The 17,560-nt window shown below is 40.2% G+C and carries 22 protein-coding genes and 1 pseudogene; 16 read left to right on the top strand and 7 right to left on the bottom strand.

Annotated features, from left to right (window positions below):
* Positions 1–269: 269 nt before the first annotated feature.
* Both ACZ5YP_RS02290 and ACZ5YP_RS02285 read left to right on the top strand, forming a co-directional pair.
* Complete coding sequence (locus ACZ5YP_RS02290) at positions 270–920, top strand: DUF973 family protein (protein ID WP_464835640.1); 651 nt, start codon at positions 270–272, stop codon at positions 918–920.
* A gap of 298 nt (positions 921–1,218) precedes the next feature.
* Positions 1,219–1,851 (top strand): DUF973 family protein, encoded by a 633-nt coding sequence (locus ACZ5YP_RS02285; RefSeq protein ID WP_464835639.1) that lies wholly within the window; start codon positions 1,219–1,221, stop codon positions 1,849–1,851.
* Between the two features lie 262 nt (positions 1,852–2,113).
* Here the strand turns inward: ACZ5YP_RS02285 and ACZ5YP_RS02280 are convergent, their stop codons facing one another.
* Both ACZ5YP_RS02280 and ACZ5YP_RS02275 read right to left on the bottom strand, forming a co-directional pair.
* Positions 2,114–3,163 carry a glycosyltransferase family 4 protein gene (locus ACZ5YP_RS02280; RefSeq protein WP_464835638.1) on the bottom strand — a complete coding sequence of 350 codons (1,050 nt, stop codon included), beginning with the start codon at positions 3,161–3,163 and terminating at the stop codon, positions 2,114–2,116.
* 109 nt (positions 3,164–3,272) lie between these two features.
* Positions 3,273–3,617, bottom strand: a complete 345-nt coding sequence (locus ACZ5YP_RS02275) for a hypothetical protein (RefSeq protein ID WP_464835637.1) — start codon at positions 3,615–3,617, stop codon at positions 3,273–3,275.
* 24 nt (positions 3,618–3,641) lie between these two features.
* On the opposite strand from ACZ5YP_RS02275, the gene ACZ5YP_RS02270 reads away from it, so the two are divergent.
* Together ACZ5YP_RS02270 and ACZ5YP_RS02265 are read left to right on the top strand one after the other, a co-directional pair.
* Positions 3,642–4,292: an IS607 family transposase gene (locus tag ACZ5YP_RS02270; protein WP_464835636.1), complete on the top strand. Its 651-nt coding sequence runs from the start codon at positions 3,642–3,644 to the stop codon at positions 4,290–4,292.
* On the top strand, positions 4,280–5,527 hold the full coding sequence (locus ACZ5YP_RS02265; protein ID WP_464835635.1) for an RNA-guided endonuclease InsQ/TnpB family protein: 1,248 nt from the start codon (positions 4,280–4,282) through the stop codon (positions 5,525–5,527). The genes ACZ5YP_RS02270 and ACZ5YP_RS02265 overlap by 13 nt, the downstream gene beginning before the upstream one ends.
* On the opposite strand, the gene ACZ5YP_RS02260 is transcribed toward ACZ5YP_RS02265, so the two are convergent.
* Positions 5,524–6,564, bottom strand: coding sequence for an MFS transporter (locus ACZ5YP_RS02260; protein WP_464835634.1), 1,041 nt, complete (start codon positions 6,562–6,564; stop codon positions 5,524–5,526). The genes ACZ5YP_RS02265 and ACZ5YP_RS02260 overlap by 4 nt on opposite strands.
* A 156-nt stretch (positions 6,565–6,720) precedes the next feature.
* On the opposite strand from ACZ5YP_RS02260, the gene ACZ5YP_RS02255 reads away from it, so the two are divergent.
* The 4 genes from ACZ5YP_RS02255 to ACZ5YP_RS02240 all read left to right on the top strand — a co-directional run bounded on the left by ACZ5YP_RS02255 (position 6,721) and on the right by ACZ5YP_RS02240 (position 8,440).
* Complete coding sequence (locus ACZ5YP_RS02255) at positions 6,721–6,912, top strand: hypothetical protein (RefSeq protein WP_464835633.1); 192 nt, start codon at positions 6,721–6,723, stop codon at positions 6,910–6,912.
* Positions 6,885–7,712 (top strand): ornithine cyclodeaminase family protein, encoded by an 828-nt coding sequence (locus tag ACZ5YP_RS02250; protein ID WP_464835632.1) that lies wholly within the window; start codon positions 6,885–6,887, stop codon positions 7,710–7,712. Before ACZ5YP_RS02255 ends, ACZ5YP_RS02250 begins: the two co-directional genes overlap by 28 nt.
* 157 nt (positions 7,713–7,869) lie before the next feature.
* On the top strand, positions 7,870–8,013 hold the full coding sequence (locus ACZ5YP_RS02245; RefSeq protein WP_464835631.1) for a hypothetical protein: 144 nt from the start codon (positions 7,870–7,872) through the stop codon (positions 8,011–8,013).
* A 280-nt stretch (positions 8,014–8,293) separates the two neighbouring features.
* Positions 8,294–8,440, top strand: a complete 147-nt coding sequence (locus ACZ5YP_RS02240) for a hypothetical protein (protein ID WP_464835630.1) — start codon at positions 8,294–8,296, stop codon at positions 8,438–8,440.
* A gap of 75 nt (positions 8,441–8,515) precedes the next feature.
* On the opposite strand, the gene ACZ5YP_RS02235 is transcribed toward ACZ5YP_RS02240, so the two are convergent.
* Complete coding sequence (locus tag ACZ5YP_RS02235) at positions 8,516–9,178, bottom strand: Coenzyme F420 hydrogenase/dehydrogenase, beta subunit C-terminal domain (RefSeq protein ID WP_464835629.1); 663 nt, start codon at positions 9,176–9,178, stop codon at positions 8,516–8,518.
* Positions 9,175–9,309: a hypothetical protein gene (locus ACZ5YP_RS02230; protein ID WP_464835628.1), complete on the bottom strand. Its 135-nt coding sequence runs from the start codon at positions 9,307–9,309 to the stop codon at positions 9,175–9,177. The genes ACZ5YP_RS02235 and ACZ5YP_RS02230 overlap by 4 nt, the downstream gene beginning before the upstream one ends.
* On the opposite strand from ACZ5YP_RS02230, the pseudogene ACZ5YP_RS02225 reads away from it, so the two are divergent.
* The 7 genes and pseudogenes from ACZ5YP_RS02225 to ACZ5YP_RS02195 form a co-directional block, all read left to right on the top strand.
* A pseudogene (locus ACZ5YP_RS02225) lies at positions 9,285–10,358 on the top strand (carbon starvation CstA family protein); the annotation flags it as partial. The gene ACZ5YP_RS02230 and the pseudogene ACZ5YP_RS02225 overlap by 25 nt on opposite strands.
* 57 nt (positions 10,359–10,415) lie before the next feature.
* Positions 10,416–10,709, top strand: a complete 294-nt coding sequence (locus ACZ5YP_RS02220) for a DUF7990 family protein (protein WP_464835627.1) — start codon at positions 10,416–10,418, stop codon at positions 10,707–10,709.
* A complete protein-coding gene (locus ACZ5YP_RS02215; RefSeq protein WP_464835626.1) occupies positions 10,706–11,656 on the top strand; it encodes an ArsA family ATPase in 951 nt (316 codons plus the stop codon). The genes ACZ5YP_RS02220 and ACZ5YP_RS02215 overlap by 4 nt, the downstream gene beginning before the upstream one ends.
* Positions 11,653–12,312 (top strand): hypothetical protein, encoded by a 660-nt coding sequence (locus ACZ5YP_RS02210; protein WP_464835625.1) that lies wholly within the window; start codon positions 11,653–11,655, stop codon positions 12,310–12,312. The genes ACZ5YP_RS02215 and ACZ5YP_RS02210 overlap by 4 nt, the downstream gene beginning before the upstream one ends.
* A gap of 93 nt (positions 12,313–12,405) precedes the next feature.
* The gene (locus ACZ5YP_RS02205) at positions 12,406–12,864 is read left to right on the top strand and encodes an aminoacyl-tRNA deacylase (protein WP_464835624.1); all 459 of its coding nucleotides are present in this window, start codon (positions 12,406–12,408) and stop codon (positions 12,862–12,864) included.
* A 133-nt stretch (positions 12,865–12,997) separates the two neighbouring features.
* Entirely contained in the window at positions 12,998–13,771 is a 774-nt protein-coding gene (locus tag ACZ5YP_RS02200; RefSeq protein WP_464835623.1) for a hypothetical protein, read from the top strand.
* A 223-nt stretch (positions 13,772–13,994) separates the two neighbouring features.
* Entirely contained in the window at positions 13,995–14,483 is a 489-nt protein-coding gene (locus ACZ5YP_RS02195; RefSeq protein ID WP_464835622.1) for a hypothetical protein, read from the top strand.
* 135 nt (positions 14,484–14,618) lie between these two features.
* On the opposite strand, the gene ACZ5YP_RS02190 is transcribed toward ACZ5YP_RS02195, so the two are convergent.
* Positions 14,619–15,875: an asparagine synthetase A gene (locus ACZ5YP_RS02190; RefSeq protein WP_464835621.1), complete on the bottom strand. Its 1,257-nt coding sequence runs from the start codon at positions 15,873–15,875 to the stop codon at positions 14,619–14,621.
* A gap of 225 nt (positions 15,876–16,100) precedes the next feature.
* Here ACZ5YP_RS02190 and ACZ5YP_RS02185 point away from each other — a divergent pair, with 225 nt between their 5' ends.
* The gene (locus ACZ5YP_RS02185) at positions 16,101–17,264 is read left to right on the top strand and encodes an iron-containing alcohol dehydrogenase (protein WP_464835620.1); all 1,164 of its coding nucleotides are present in this window, start codon (positions 16,101–16,103) and stop codon (positions 17,262–17,264) included.
* 75 nt (positions 17,265–17,339) lie between these two features.
* Here ACZ5YP_RS02185 and ACZ5YP_RS02180 read toward each other — a convergent pair whose 3' ends face one another.
* On the bottom strand, positions 17,340–17,537 hold the full coding sequence (locus ACZ5YP_RS02180; RefSeq protein ID WP_464835619.1) for a DUF401 family protein: 198 nt from the start codon (positions 17,535–17,537) through the stop codon (positions 17,340–17,342).
* Between the last annotated feature and the right edge of the window lie 23 nt (positions 17,538–17,560).

Here is a 17,560-nt window from a genome sequence, read left to right as displayed (position 1 = left end):
GGCCTACGGCACGAGGTATTACTACAGAGGTCTTCACGCTGTTAAACCTCGCTTTTTGTTTCTAACTCAACCTTGATTATTATTCTCTAACAAGTCTCTAAGTAAAATACATTTAAGTCTCCTCCCTAGAACCTATTGTATTATTCTTCGTGGAAAACTTATCCACTCATACATCTAGTGAACTTGTTTTCCATGGTGTCAATATATCGCTATTGCTGAGAATAAGTTTTATAGTTTTGATATGCTGATTATTTTACGGTGGTGTTGTAGTGTCTTACGTGTCAGTTATGCAAGGTCGTTCTGGTTTTGGAGAGATTGATGCTTTGCGGCGGATGAGGAGGGGTGTTTTGTATCTGCTTATTGCATGGTTGATAATGGTTGTTGCTGTTGCTACAGTATTTACTAGTTTTATTGTATCAATACCTGGTTTTATTAGGGTAAGAGGCCCACCCAGCTTTACTAGTATTCTACCCGGTGTAGTAGTTGCTTTGGTTTTACTCGTTATTGGAGTGGTTATTGCACTAGTTGGTTTCTACGTGGAGTTTATTCCTGGAGTAACGGGGTTGGCGCGTGTCCGCTCCGAGTTTTCAACTCCAGCACAACTCATTAGATTAGGATATATAGTGGGACTACTTCTTGTTTTAATTGGTATTCCATTAATACTAGTCGTTATAGGTGTCTTTGTAATCCTTGTTGGAATGGTATTTCTAATTATAGGTTTTATAGGAGTGGTAATACTGTGTTTTAAACTCAACGATGTATACAGTAACACGTTATACTTAGTTGCTGGGATACTATTCATAGTAGGTATTTTCATACATATACTCGAAGTACTTGCATGGATACTACTATACATAGCACTGGGTAAAACAATAAGAAAACTAGAAGCTACACAACTACCAATACAGCCACCCGTTTAAACCCTGGAGTTAAAAATACAGCGTGTATTCCTAGCAGGCTCTTTTTGAAACAAGAGTGCTTTTAATTGTTGAGCTACTAGTGTAATCTAGGTTTGATACAGTAGATCCCTAAAACTACTTTGCTAATCACAAGTCTCTAAGCTACACTGTGATGAAACTAGTCAACTAGGATTTTAACATGTGTAAATATCTATGTAAGTAATAATCTATAAAAGCTGTATTGGTTACATGAGAATTAACAGTTCTATTATTTAAATTTATAAATGTAAAGGCATATATTATTACTTGGGGTATTACTATGAGCGATATAGCAATTCCTCAAAGCCCTCGTAGTCTTGAAGAAATAAATGCCTTACAGCGCATGAAGAAGGGTGTACTACTAGTATTTATTGCATGGATATTCCTGGGAATATCTATTCTTGTTGGAATTACGAGTATTCTAGCAATGGGTGCTATGGATGGGCTTGAAGGCCTCGTAGCTGGTGGTGTCGCTCTTGTTGTTTTAATTATAGTTGGAGTTATAATTGCACTCATAGGACTATACAGAGAGTTTATTCCAGGAGTAAAGAACCTCGCGGATATCTATCCCGAATTCTCAACTGCTGCAAAACTCATTAGAATTGGATATATAGGAGGCCTAATACTACTATTAATCGGCGCTATACTCACACTAGTCCTTATTGGCCTCTTAATAATTGTTATTGGATTAATACTCGTATTCTTGGGTACCATAGGCGTTATAATACTGTGCTTCAAACTCAAAGACAAATACCAAGATACATTATACCTTGTTGCCGGAGTATTATTCATAATAGGCCTCTTTATACCAATACTTGCAGTAATAGCATGGATACTACTATACGCTGGTCTAGGGTCCACAGTGAAAAAACTACAAAGCACCACACCCTCACCAGCAACACAGCCCGTTTAAATCCAAGGGGTTAAATAAAAATATTTTTAGTTAATACCTCCCTACTTTCAGTGTATTTATAGATGAAGAAATCACTTAGTAATTCTATTATTTCACTGTCTTAAAAAGTACTTGTAGGTTAAACGAGTAGTTTGCGTGGTATAGGTTTTAAAGGTCTTTGTAAGTTTTTACTAGGACCTCTAATCTCCCATTAAACTCGAAGTAGAAGCTATGGATTGTTTTTAAGCTTTCTATTAATTCCTTAGTAATGCCTTTCTTGCTCTCATAATATCTCCTTGATGAGATCAATGTACTTTCTCGCTATTTCAATATAGTTATATTTCCTCGCGAAATCCAAGGCGTTTCTTGAGAGGTTTAACCATAACTCATGGTTTCCTAGGAGTTTTTCTAGGGCATTAGCGTAGTCTACTGGGTTGAAGCTATTAACCCTTATACCATTGAAGCCATCGATTACGACTTCTTCCGGTGTAGCGTTAGAGACTACTGCGGGGGTTCCACAAGCTGTAGCTTCTAGAGATGCATAGGAAAACGATTCGTAGCTTGAGGGCAGTATGAGAGCCTTTGCTTTACATAGAAGTTCTAGTTTTTCTTTTTCACTTATAGCATACTTGTACTCGACGCCCTCAACTCGTGGTAGTGTTGCAGGGGGTCCGATAACTACGAGTTTAACGTTGTAGCCTTTCTCTCTCAGTATTTTTACAGCCTCTATGCTAATCTGGGGGTTTTTAACAGGCCTAGTACCAATATGTATAATTATGTCTTCTCTCTCACCAGGTTCTAAGGGTTTGAAAAGCTCTAGTTTTAGAGGGAGTGGAATCACCGTGCAGTCTATATTGCGTCTTGTCTTAGTCTCATCTCTTAGTTTAGAGCTAACACAAATTATCCTATCATACCTTCTATACAACTCTCTCACGAGTATTTCGTAGAACCATCCTACTTTTCGGGTAAAACCATGGCTTACAGCAATTTTGGGTTTAAACATGAGGGGTATAATGCCGTTGACTATAGCTACATCGAAGCCTTCTTCTGAGAGGAGTTTAGAACCTTTTGTCAACCAATCAAAAGCCATTTTAAACCATGGGTCTCCTCTACACGGTTCTTGTTTCAATGTGTGTATGGGTATAGGGGAGTCGAGACCGTGCATTTCTTTAAACCACTCGCCGAGTTTCTCTCGTTCAACCCCCTGGTAACACCAGCTAAAAATAGTTGCTTCGTAGCCAAGCTTGATAAAACCCTCTGCTAGATAGGCAATAAATCTATTAACACCATCAAGGTGAGTAATATACTCTCTACGAATCAAAGCAATCTTCACAATTACCCACCAATTTTTAATCTCAATTAATTGTCCTTCCTAGCTAAGTTCGTTATCTTCATTGTTATTATTATTTTTGTATTTTTCTTAATTCCTCCAACTGCTTGTTCTACTCACTATTCTTTTTTACAATGGGGATTAGTGATAGAAGGGTTCCCACTATACAGAGGAATACGTAGATTACTAGTGAGGTCTCTACTGCTAGTGCTAGGTCTTCCTGTATTGTCATTATAGTGGTTATTATTGACATGCTTAGGGCCTGCCCGAGAAACCTCATAGTTGCTAGTAACGCGTTTGCCGAGCCGTATGCTTCTCGTGGACTCATATTTAATACAGCTGTAGTGTTTGGCGATGCAAAGAACGCGAAACCAGCTCCCAGTATTATCAATGCCGGGTATAACTGTGTTAGAGGGCTGTTTTGTTTTTGATTTGTGTTTGTTAGATTTATAAGCATTTATTTCTTTTATTATCATTGGTGATGGAGATTTCTGAGAGGTTGTTGAGGCCTAGGGAGGTTTGTGAGAGGCTTGGTATTAGCTACACTACTCTCTATCGCTGGATTAGAGATGGTAGGATTAGAGCTATTAGAACAGCTGGTGGCAAGTATAGAATACCCGAGAGCGAAGTTAAGAGAATTGCTGAGGGGCTATCCACTCTAGTTGAAACGAGAGCGGTAATCTACGCTCGTGTAAGCTCCTCAGACCAGAAGAGTGATTTAGAAAGACAAGTGGAATATCTAACTCAGTACTGTAGTGCTAGAGGCTATAGAGTAGTTGATGTTCTAAGCGATGTAGCTAGTGGTCTCAACACTAATCGTAAAGGTCTACTCAAACTATTCAACTACGTAGTAGATAGACAAGTTGACGTAGTAGTTGTAACGTACAAGGATAGATTAACAAGGTTTGGCTTTGAATACCTAGAATACTTCTTCAACCAATATGGTGTCAGAGTGGAAGTAGTCTTCGGAGAAGAACCAAAAGACGCATACCAGGAGCTAGTAGAAGATCTGCTAGCAGTAGTCACCAGCTTCGCTGGCAAACTCTATGGATTGAGGAGTCACAGAAAGAAAAAGCTAGTTGAAGGCTTTAAAAAACTCCTAGAAGAGGTTGAAAAAGAGTGTGTGTTTTAACAAGAACAATCGTTGTGCCCAGTATTAGGCTTTCAAGGAGGAAGCTAGATGTTTTCAAGGAGCTTGAAGCCCTCTATAAACAGATCCTCGTGGAACTCGTAGACTACGCCCTTAAGAACAAGATAGACTCTTTCACCAGGTTGAAAAAAGACAAATACCACGAGCTACGTGTGAGATATCCACGTCTTCCTAGCCACTACATACACACAGCATGCCAAGACGCCGCTACTCGTATTAAGAGTTTCTTGAAGCTGAAGAAAACGGGTTTAGCGGAAACAGAGAAACCAGTGGTCAAGAGTATTAGTATTTGGCTAGACGACCACTTATGGAAACGGGTGGGTTATACACTGATTCTTGTATCTACGCATAAGGGGTATATACCAGTGGAGTTACAACCACACAAGCTCTACTGGAAATATATTAACACAGGGTGGACATTGAGAACTCAGCCAAGGATCAAAGTCGACTACAAACATAGGAGGCTACTGGTATACTTCGTATTCGAGAAAGAAGTCGGCGTTAACACTGCTAATGCTGAAGAAGTAATCTCGGTAGACGTTAATGAAAACAATGTAACAGTTAAAGCATCTAGTAGAGTATACATTCTTGAAACCGGGATAAAGAATATTACGATAGGGTATGCTAGGTATAGAGAGGCTTTACAGAGCATTAAAGGCAATAAATGTATTAGCAGAGCTCTCCACGGCAGAGAGTGGAAGAGGAAGAGAGATATTAGATTGAAAATAGCCAATATCATTGCCAATACAGCTAAGAATTTGAATGCAGTGGTTGTAGTTGAAAACCTCCCAAGGAAATGCAGTGACAATATGATCAGGAATGTCGAGGATCCAGTGCTGAGGCACAGGATATACCAGGCTGGTTTTAGAAGCATGGTTAAATCCATAGAAGAAAAGTGCTTGGAGAAAGGCATTCTAGTATTCAAGGTAAACCCGAAAAACACTTCTTCCACGTGTCCACTCTGCAACTCCAAGCTGATGAGGGGCAGTGCCCCTAGGCATTTGAAATGCCCCAATTGCGGGTTCGAGTCTGGTAGAGACGTAGTCGCAGTTCTAAACATTGAAAAGAAGTATTTAACTCTCAAGGGGCCCATGCCGTTGGCCCCAATGCCCAGTGAACCCACTCTAGAGGTAGCAGTGCTACCAGTGAAAGAGTGGGCGAGGAGAAAGTCCCTAGATGCAATGAGAGACCATAAACCCATACAAACGAGCATCTAGGGACAAACGGCTTCAGGAGTCAGTAGTGTTAGACTATAAACTCCAATTGTTATCACCGCCATGCCCGTGGACGCTATTATTGATGGATTATAATGGTCTCCTAGAAACCCTGCAATAGGCGATAATAATACTTGTACTACTGGTTGAATACTCAGTATTAAACCAGTCTCGCTCGGCGGTAGACCACGTAGTTTCTGGAGGTAGTTGCTTAACAGTACTGTCAGCGCGTAGGTAGCACTGTAATTGAGTAGTGTAGCTACAACAGCCGCTATTATCCTCGTATTAAATAGTTTTGAATGGAGGATCCTACTACTCCACCGCTCTACTAGGAGTACAGTGGACAGCGAGATACATCCAGTGAGAGCTACTACGAGTCCAATTAGACTATTGAGGTTTGATGCTCCATAAATAATCATGCTTATCGAAGTAGCTGTAAACACCAATACTGGGATACTGGGTCTAGGAGACACTGTTCTACTAGACTCCACTGTCTTCAATGCAACTAGTAGTGCTAGTAGTGATACCAGGGTTTTAAACGCGAACAGTGAGCGCCACCCACAACAACTAGTTAAATAACCACCGAGCAAGGGCCCAGTGCTTAAACCCAGGTATACAGCCATAGTATTCAAGCCAATAGCTAATCCACGCCGCTCTCTCGGAGCAACTTCCCCCAGTACTGCTATAGCTGTACTAGTAATCATAGCAGCTGCCAATCCCTGTATAAACCTGTAAACCATTAAGTCTGTGAATCCACGAGCAGTGAAAACAGCGAGCGATGAAATAGTAAACAATACAAGACCCAATTTGAAAACCCTACTCCTACCAAGCCAGTCGCTAATCCTACCGAAAACGAGAACAGTTGAAGCAAGCGGTATTAAAAACGCGTTTACAACCCAGTTAACACTAGCAAGTGAGATTTCAAACTCAGATGCCATTAATGGCAGAGCAATAGCAATAGATGAAGAAGTAAACGGTGTGAGAAAAGAAGCCAGTGTGGTAGCTAGTAAAACAGCACGCCAGCCTCTAACCACCTTCATAAACACTAATCACCAATACCAGAAGAGTGAATAGTAGTAGAGAATAAAAATACAATAGCTAACACTACAAGCAAGTCATTACCGTTGATGTAGAAAGCATAAGGTAAAAACATATTAAGTAAAAACGTGGAATTCCTATACGGGTAGAGTGGTTTCGTGGAGATCCTATATTTGAGTAGAAGGGATATCGAGTCTCTAAACATAGCTCTTAGAGAGGTTATTGATGCAGTTGAGAAAGGGTTTAGATTGAAAGGCGAGGGCCGGGTTGAACTTCCTCCAAAACTGGGTGTTCACCCGAGGAAAACGCGTTTATTCATGCAATGCCGGTTTATATTGGTGGTGAAGTAGACGCTGTTGGTGTTAAATGGGTTTCTGGGTATCCTGGAAACCCGGCTAGGGGCCTCCCATATATAAAGGGCTTGATTATTCTCAACGACCCGTCTACTGGTATACCTATAGCTGTAATGGATGCTACATGGATTACTATGGTTCGCACGGGAGCAGCGTCTGGTGTCGCCGCGAAATACCTGGCCCCTGTGAAAACAAAGAGTATTGGTATAATAGGGCTCGGCGTCCAGGGGAGGATACACCTACTTGCTCTGAGAGAAGTACTCGAGTTTAAGAAGGCATATGTCTACGACGTATTACCAGAAAAGATAGAAAGGTATATCATGGATATGGGGTCTAAGTGTCCGGGTGTAGAGCTAGTCCCATGTAGAGACTACAAGTGTGCTACGAGAGACGCCGATGTAGTAGTCACAGCTACCACTATGTCGGAGGAGCCGAGGAGGTTTATAGGCCTCGACGACTTGAAAAAAGACTTTCTAGTCATAGCAGTAGACTATGATGCAGCCGTTAAAGAAGAAGTAGTAAACACAGCCGACGTCTTCGTTGTAGACGATAAACAACAATACCTAGCAACCAGGGCAAAAGGCCCATACTTCAAAAACTACCCCGGCAAAATAGAATTAGACATGGGAGACATATGCACCAAGAGAATAGAGCACCTGAGAAACAAGCCAAGAAAAGCAGCAATCCTACTAGGAATAGCAGTACACGACGTCGTAGTCGCCAAACTAGTATACGAAAAAGCAGTCAAACAAGGCACTGGAACAACCCTACCACTCCAACCAACACAACAAGACTAGCAAGACGTGTCTACTCTACTGGATCAAACAACGCAACAATATCTATAAAGTACACGAAGCGGTATCGCGATTCAAAAACCCAAGAAGTAGAATCAAGCAAGTAGTAAAACTAGCCCGCAGGGTAGATAAGCTAGAAGCAAGAGTAGACGAGTTCACCGTGAAAGTAAACAAGCTAGAAGAGGAAATCAATAAGCTCTCAACTATAATCAACGAGCTAGTCGAAAATACAGAACTACTACCACAAATCAGTGAAGTCAGGAAGCTTCTAGATGAAATCCTCTTTGAAACGAATTTCATTTGAGAACAGGCTGTGTTAAAAACGCGATAGATGAGAGTACTACGGTAGTAATGATTATTGTTATCGCTGGCGTGCAAGAGAACTTTTTGAGGGGCTGGATATGAAGAAGTATATGGATAGATATATACTCAATGTGAAGAAACATGTATTATTTTGTACAGCCTGCCCGTCATTTAAGAGAAAAGACTCTACGGGGTAACAAAGAGAGAAGTATTTTTCTATTCTCTTTAATTCCAAATCCCGGAAACCCATGCATCCACTACTACACAAGTAATAGTAGGCAGTGAAGCAAACCCTCTTCAACACCACGTTGACTGGTGTAAAATACAGTGGAGATAAGAGTGTTATAGGTGGATTTGGAAACTTAGAAGGGGTCTTTGACCAGGTCGAGAATGAAACTTGGAGAGTGAGCATGGATGCTCCTTGTTAAACAATGCTGAGAAGCAATAGTATTGAATACGAAGCTATACACGTACTATGTAACGCTACATTAGGAAATACTTTTCTATGCGAATAAATCTCTTCTCTGTAGCTTCGTCTTCTGTAAGAGCTTTACGCCCCTGTACATTTTAGTCCAAGTAGTACCTAATTTAGAGTCTAGGAAACCAGTAGCCTTGAAAACTAGTGGCACGAAGACTTTGTGATATGCTCTTAGAAGAGGCCATAAACCCTCTCTCAAAGCTAGCGAGTGTCCTACATGGTATACTATCTCGTAAGCTATCGTTGTGAAGCTGGGAGATAGATAGGTAGTATTAGTGGTCTTCTTTAGAGTCCTCTTCGATAGCCTCAATAGCGTGGCATCTTGAACTGCGTATATGGGGTCTACTTCCACGGCTGAGATATACCCGGACTTCACTGCTTCTTCAAATACCTCTAAGCCCCTCTCACTCCTAACGACTACTAGTGTTGCTCCTCCAAGCTTTTTGATGGGTTCATGGGGTAGAGTCCAAGGATCTGCGAGTGAAATATCAGCCTGAGTATTCGTCTGGTCTGTACAGAGGTAGCAGTTTAAACCATAAAAGTACTGTCCAAACCCGCAATCCCAGAAAACAGAGGAGGGTATTCGTATAATGCCCCTCTTGGTTTTTACAACTGTGTAGCCAGGCCACCCAGAACCCCTAAACCTCACTGATTCCACTTCGTCTACTCGTATACCAAAATACTTCAACGCGTACCTAGTAGCAAGTAGACTAGGCGTGTTTGAACAATAAAGTCCAGTATGGTATCTACTACAGCCCAGAGACTATTTAAACGCATATCTACTATGGGTTTTCGTAGTACTAGCTGTAATAGCACCACTACTACTGCCATTCTTGAAGTTCACGGGTCCAGCATACATATCATTTGCAGCTAAAGGCAGCGCCATTGGCGCGCCAGCTGGCTCACTACCTGCTACATGGGATATAGCGTGGTTCTGGCCAACTGTACCACTAGTTATAGCTTGTGGCGCACTCTCCGGATTCCACTCGGTAGTAGGCTCTGGAACCACGTCTAAACAATTGTCAAATGAACTAGATGCTCTACTCGTAGGTTATGGTGGAATGTTAACAGAGGGTGCTGTATCATCACTAGCAGTTATACTACCAGCAGCTCTTGTATGGGACTTTGCCTCTATAGCTCAGAGCGCTGGTATACCTCTCGAACTAGTAGCTAAGGCCGGTATAAACATTACAGCAACCCCCAATATATTGAAATTCACTGGAGCAGAGAGATTCTATACAGCGTATGGTTTTGCACAAGCTATGGCGTGGAGTAGAGTAGTGGGTATTGAAGCATTTCCAATATTATTCACTGGTTTCAAAACATTTGCCGCCTGGACTCTTACAGCGTTTGTACTTACAACTCTAGACACAGCGAATAGATTAGCTAGATTTGCCTGGAGTGAATTCTTCGACTGGGTTAAACCGAGATCGCCTGGTCTACATAAAGTATTGACTAATAGATGGATTGCTTCAATAATATCTGTGCTAATAGGTGCAGTAATGGCCTATCCAAAACTCCCAGATCCACTCAACCCCGGTAAATTCATATATGCATACAGTATTGTCTGGCCAGCATTCGCTGGTACCAACCAATTACTCGCAGCACTAGCATTATTAACAACGACTCTATGGGTCTACGTTATTCTAAAAGTAAGAGGTGGACTAAGCCTCCTCATGTTGATACCAGCATTATTCCTATGGGTTACTGTTACAGCAGCTTTAATCGTATGGTTGATATTCATAGTGCCATATCTACCAGCAATATATATTGTTGGTACTGGAACAATAGTAGCTATCTCAGTAGGCCTAGACTTCCTATTAATAATACTGTTTATTAGAGGATTGAGAATGGCTAGTAAACAATAGTTTTTTCTATCCAATATTCTTTTCATACTTATTCATGCTTCTATGGGGCGATCCTGTATGCTGGAAAAACTTAAAGGAATTATTAGAGAGCTATTGTGGTTTATCAAAGGAGTTGACCAAGCACTACTAGAGGAAAGTGTTAGCGCGTTGGAGGGAGAGTATTTAGAGCTTGAAACTGTTTTTCTCACAATAGTTCTAGGTCCACTCGTCGGTATTAGAACATTAACACCACTACTTAGTCTTGAACTATTAGATACACTGAGAGATGAATTGAGAATTCTCGCCTCGAGAGCTTTTAAAGGAGAAGATGTACTAGGCGATTTAATGTCTGCACTTGGTGGTGAGTGGTGATTAATCCAGTAGACTTACTGCAACCTATTTCGTGTTATCCCCACGTTGTCTTAGTTCTGGGTAAGGGTGGTGTAGGTAAAACAACGGTTTCTATACTCCTAGCTAGATCTCTAAGCCAGTTTGGTAGTACTCTACTATTAAGTCTAGACCCAGCAAAACACCTGGTTAAATACCTTGGTTTAACTAGTGAAGAACACGTCGAGATCACTAGAAACCTACATATTCAACAAATCACCATAGATAGAGAAGTAGAAGCTATTACATCTAAGTATGCAGAGCTACTCAGAGAACTCACACCATCTCTAACAGTATATAATATAGAAAACGTTGTCGACGTAGTTAAATATACACCTGGAGTAGAAGAAGAAGTATTTCTTAGAGCTCTACTAAGAGTTTATAAAAGCAACTACAATTACATTGTGGTTGACACACCTCCTACAGGAGTGGCATTGAGAACTCTAATACTCCCTAGTCTCTACCTGACCTGGCTAAATAAACTAATAGAGGTTAGAGAGAGAATAGTGTCTCTTAGATACGTTACAGCTAGAACACTGGGGAGAAAAGTAGAGTTAAAAGATAGAGCGCTGGAAAAACTCTATGAAATGAAGAGTGAATATGGGTATCTACGAGAACAACTAGCTCTACCTGAAAAAACCTCTTATGTAATAGTAGCTACACCAGAACCACTACCCATGTATGAACTCAGAGAAACATTTAACTTCTTGGTTCAGAAAACCCGGAATAAACCCAAACTACTTGTTTTAAATAGAGTATTACCTGAGAGTATAGCTAGTGAGCTCGGAGTACTAGAACTCCAGAGGAGATACATAGAGGAAATAGCGTCTTATGGTGTAAAATGGATTATTATTGAACACCTGGGTAGGCCAACTGAAAATATAAGAGATATAGAGGAATTAGAAGGTAGGATTAGGGTGTTAGAGAAGTGATTTCTCTAGATTATCTAGGTGTAGTAATACTATCAGTTCTCGCAGTGGCAATGGTGATCTGGTATTTTAAAATGAGAAAAGTTATGATTCTATTAATGAAAAAGGTTACAGATGACCTAGAAAAGTTCTTCAAGCCCCGAGATAAATCCTATATACTACTAGGATATCTTGTTGGCTATAAAGCAATATACGACCTGGAAAACGGTGATAAAGTCTACATTGTATATACAACTGTACCAAAATACTCACTACTATACTACCCTATAGCCAGGATCATGGGTAGAACCGATAAATTACACATAGCTATAAAACCCAATAAACGCTACGTAGTTAGAGAACTACACGTTGTTAACCAAGCTGATAGTAGACTACACGCAATACTATTAAAAGACCTTGGAGACTACGCCAACACACTCTCTAAACGCGAATTAGAAACACCTATGGGTAAATACATAGTCTACTATAAAGACATAGACGACTACGAATTCACCGAGAAAATACTTGCAAATACACCTATAACGATCTACAAGCTCTCAGCATACTCTAGAGAAAACCTAGTTGAAATAATAGCTGATGTAAGCTCTGGAAACGCTATACAAATAGCAGAAGTATTAAAAGAATTCAATAGGAAAATTACACGTGGTATTACTCAGTAACCACTCGTAATTAAAACAATTTAGAGAGTAAAATTAATTCCATTATTTTTATAGTAAAAGTACTTGATTTATTATTTAGAGGTGTATAATTTAATGCCTCCTACAGAGAAGAGAATAGAGGTTATTGATGGTATAGAAGTAGAAGTATTGGAATTCAGTGACACTGTTGAAACAGTAGATAAAGCATCAATGCTCAGCGGTTACCCGCCAGAGGTTATTGCTAAAACCATTCTATTGAAAGTAGACAATAATTATTTAATTGCTATTGTCAGAGGTGATAGAAGAATAGATTATAAGAAAGCATCTAGCTTACTGGGTGGAAGAGTTAAACTAGCAGATCCAAACGTAGTAAAACAAGTACTCGGAGTAGAAGTAGGAGCTGTAACTCCACTCAGCCCACGAGTAAGACAACTACCTGTAATAGTAGATCCCTTGATAACACAGCATGAATACGTGGTTTGTGGTGGAGGAGCACTAAACAAATTATACAGGGTGAAAGTAAGAGATCTACTGGAATACTTGAATCCCAGAATAGTCGACGTATTCAAATGAAACGAATAAACATGGTTAAACTACTTCTACCACGCAGTGTTTAAACTAGGAGATTATGCATATAGACTTGTAGACTATGGAATTTATAAATAGTTTTTGTATATTTTATTGATAGTGTATTCCGGTTATAATAATGGCTAGTACTAGAACACTCTCAGTATTCACCACTATATTATTAATAACAGGTCTCGGTGCGCTAGTAACCATCGCTCAGACAGGGTATGGTGGTAGTCTTCAAACCCCCAGTGATGTTATACTACATAGTGTTTGTGGTGATACCACAAGTGGGCTATTATTAGCTGTCGGCACAGACGGTAAAAACGGTGTGATATATAGAATTACATCTCTAGATACGTCTGATCCAAGTTATATGGTTTTACTTCAAAACTCTACGCCTTCCTCGGGATACGACAACCTCGGTTTCTATGCTTGTGAAGTAGTAGATAACTACCTATTTGTTGTTGGTGAGGTGGAAAAGAAAGAACCTCGGACAACTCAGATTCATGGCTATGTTGTAATCTACTCTATTAATGCTAACGGTACTCTAACATATCTATATTATAAAGTAAAAGGTTCTGGTACATCAAGCGTGTATAGTTATAAAGACATTGAAGTCAGGAAGATAGGTGATAGATACTATATGTACATGTTATCAATACTAGGAAGCAACGTTCACTTCCACTACGCGGTATTCATTCCACCCAATCAAGTAGAAGGGGATACCGTATATGTCAATTTGACTTGTAGTGGTTGCAATGGCTATGAGATATCATTGTATGGTGACTATCTTGGTGTTCTATATAGAGACAGCAGTAATAACCTAAACTTGACAATTTACGATGTCACAAATGGAGTACCAACCACGTTGCAGAGCGTTACATTGGTGTCGGGCAGAAATGTTTATTAGGGTCTGCTAGGGTTTTTTATTGTTGGTTGGGGTGATGGGAGCGTTGCTCCAAGCCCCGCGGGGATAAACGTAGATGGGAGCCCCGTGCCGTTGGGCTCGACCACCACCCATGAACCCACAGTGGTCTCCAAAGCCCTGTGGGCGAGGTGGAAGTCCCTAGAGGCAACCCCAAAACAATAAAGAATGACCCTCTAGGGACAAACGGTTTACTGGTAACGCTACTGTGGTAGCTTATAGTGGTGGATTCATAGTTGCAACTAATAGCGTCTTATACGGAGTATACCTAAATGGAAGTAAAGTAGAACTCACTAGTGTTAATGGTATTGTAATCGACATGTTTGTAACTGACAGTGTTGTATACATGTTTACACGAGCAGATTCAACTATCAATGTTATAGCCTACGATATTAAAAATAATTCTACGATCCTTATAGGTAGCATTGAAGCTACAAGTATTGGAACGAGTCATAGTGACTCCTACATTGTATATATTAACAACACTACGAAGGAAATTGTAAAGGCAAGTAGTTGTTATTCAACAGGTAGTTATCCAACTGTGTTCTATGGGGCTGGATCATCTGTCATCTACTGCGATTTAACCAAGCAGGGAACCCTGCCTTACCCTATGCCAGAACCATGGATTACCACGATAGCTATACCAACAGTGATAGTTGTTACTATAGCGTCTATTGTAAAGAAGTTTGAGTATTAGGCTTCTCTTTAATACTACCATTGATTCATTTGTTTAGTTATATGAAAAATCCACACTCGTTGAATACTATTCGTCTTAAGGATAATGTCTGGAGAAATATGGAAAACCCTGTATTTGTATTTCTCGGGTTTTGCATTATGGCCCGATGACACCCGGTATTTTTGGGTGTGGTGTTGCATATGCTATGTGTTTTAGGTTTAATATGTATTTAACTAATCTCTCGACCCCTATTCCCCACCCGCATGTTGGTTTTATTTCGTTGTTTCTTGTTAGTCCTAGGAACCACTCGTATTTATCTAGTGGCTCTTTATGTATTTCTATGATTTTCTCTCTTAGTTTCTCGTATCTATACTCTCTACAACCACCATCTAATACCTCGCCGTGTCCGCCTGGTAGTATGAGGTTGTAGTCTATGTTGTATCCTGGCCTGGCAGGGTCTTCTAGATAGTAGAATCCACGTGCTTTAACTGGGAAATTGGTTATCCAGACTGGGCTATTATATTCAATTGCTAATCTAGCCTCGGCCTCGAATGGTAATTCCTCGCCGTGTCTGATATCAAATCCCTTCTTTCTGAGTATTTCTACTGCTTCATCATATGTTATCCTCGGGTATGGTGGTTTATCAACCTCGTTTTCTAACCTCTCGATTTCACTATAGTCTAATAGCTCACTGTACTCGTTGAGTATTCTACGTATCGTGTAGTAGAGTGCTCTCTCACCTAGTTTTACTACTTCGTTCATTGATAAATCAGATGCCTCGATATCTACCTGTGTGAATTCTACGAGGTGTCTACCCGTATCTTTGTTTTCTACGGGTTCTAGTCTAATGTTCCTGGCTACATAGAATACTCTATCGAGGAGACTAGCGTATAACTGCTTATACATTATGAGACTACTCTGCAGTTCGTATACTCCACCATATAATTCAATACTTATCTTTCTCGCTCCCCGCAATCCCGGATCGCTCGATTTACCAATTATTGGTGGTGGTAGTTCTATAAAACCGTTTTTCAAAAGGAAGCTTCTTAAATTGTTGAGTACACTAGAATATACCAGTATGGATTTCAAGATACGGGGGTATTTGAGATATCTATAATAGTGTTTTGTGTATTCAACCGGGTCTTCTGGTGGGTCTATTGACTCGTTTTCTACTGGGGGATTTACTGGTTTATGTAGTACTCTGATTTCTCGAATACATATTCTACCAGGCCCTACTATCTCCCCTACTACTTCTACTTGTGACCAGCTTGGTATTTCACTTAGTCTCTCGTTGTCAATGCACTCTACTATTACCTCGTAGAATCCATGTATATTCCACAAGAGGATTTTTCCATCGGGAAGGTGTTTAATCCAGGATTTAAATCTTACGTGTTGACTACTTAGTTTTCTCAATCCACTCGTGTATTCTAGATATATGGGTTTACGAATAGATTGTGTTAAATGACATCCCTCTCCACCACGGAGAAATATTATTACAAGGAGGTTTTTAAACGCGTGTTTACATTTATAAATACCCCATAGCCTTGTATTTACTGGCTTGATAAATATATATTTATTAGAAGAATATTTATAAGTCTAGACGGATATATATTATTCATGCAGTAGGGCTTGATATCTATGTGGAATAACCAGTTTAAAATAAAATACGGAGATGTAGACCTCTACTTCGGTCCTGGTGTTCTACGAGAGCATGGTAAACACGCTCTAAGTGGTTCTAAAAGAGTTGTTATCGTCTCAACAAAGTCTGCTGCGAAGATCTCTGGTGCACTAGACGATATTGTATCAATACTAAGTGGTATTGGTGCAGAGTATACTGTTTACAATAAGATAACTCCTAATCCAACAACAGATAATGCCAATGAATTGATTAAACTAGTAGAAGAGTTCAATGCAGACACAATAATTGCTATTGGCGGTGGTAGCCCAATAGACACTGCAAAGGTAGCATCTGTTCTAGCTTACACCGGAGTAAAAGCAGAAGAATACATGTATGGCAAGCAACCACCTAGAAGAGATAAAATAGTAAAATTAGTCGCCATTAATCTAACACATGGAACTGGAACGGAGGTAGATAAATGGGCTGTACTCACAGTTACAGGAACTATTGATAAACTAGCTGCAGCTCCCCGCTACCCCGATGTAAGCTTCGACGATCCATTATACCTTACAACACTACCACGCGATCAAACCATGTATACAACATTTGACGCGTTCTACCATGTATATGAATCAGCCACTGGTAGAGCACGTAATCTATATATTGCAACCCTAGCAGAGGAAGCAGTAAGGAAAATGAAAGACTACTTGAAAATAGCGCTTGAAGATCCGAGAAACCTAGAAGCAAGAACAAACCTCCTCTACGCCTCAATGCTTGGTGGAATAGCCATTGATATTGGCGGCGTGCACATAGTACACTCACTAGAACACGGTTTCAGCGGGCTCATTCCAAACCTACCACACGGTGCTGGACTAGCTATTGTAGGTCCCTATGTAGCTTACTATATACATAAAGCAGTACCGGAAGAATCAGCTAGAATACTTAGAATACTAGACCCCTCAATCAAACCAGTAAGCGAAGACGCTGAGAAAGCAGTAAAAATAATACAGGAATTCCAGAGAAAACACGGATTCGAGCAGAGACTAAGCGATTATGGAATTAGAGAAGTCGATCTTGAAAAAGTAGTAGACTTCGCTATTAAACTAGCCAATGCTCTCAAACCCTTCTTGCCATTCGAAGTAAACAAATCACTCCTATTAGAAATAGCTCGCAGAGCACTCTAAACACTATTCTTTTTTCCTTTTCACATCCTCTTTTAATTCCTCGGTGTAAACACAGAGATAATAGCAGTATTCACACTAGAAAACCATCATCAATAACAACGTAGTTACAGCTGTCAATATAGATGCTGGAATAGTATACTTGTAGACCCTCGGCAACTCTGCTTTAAAGTATTTTGAAGACATTACCAGGCAAGCGTGCGCTGGAGACAGCATTGCACCTATAAAACCACCTAGAAAACCAATAGTGATATAGTTTGGATCAACCTGTATCAAACCCTTCAACGCGGGCTGTTTCC

Source organism: Sulfophobococcus zilligii, from assembly GCF_055398255.1.
This window is presented reverse-complemented; position numbering and strand designations above follow the sequence as displayed.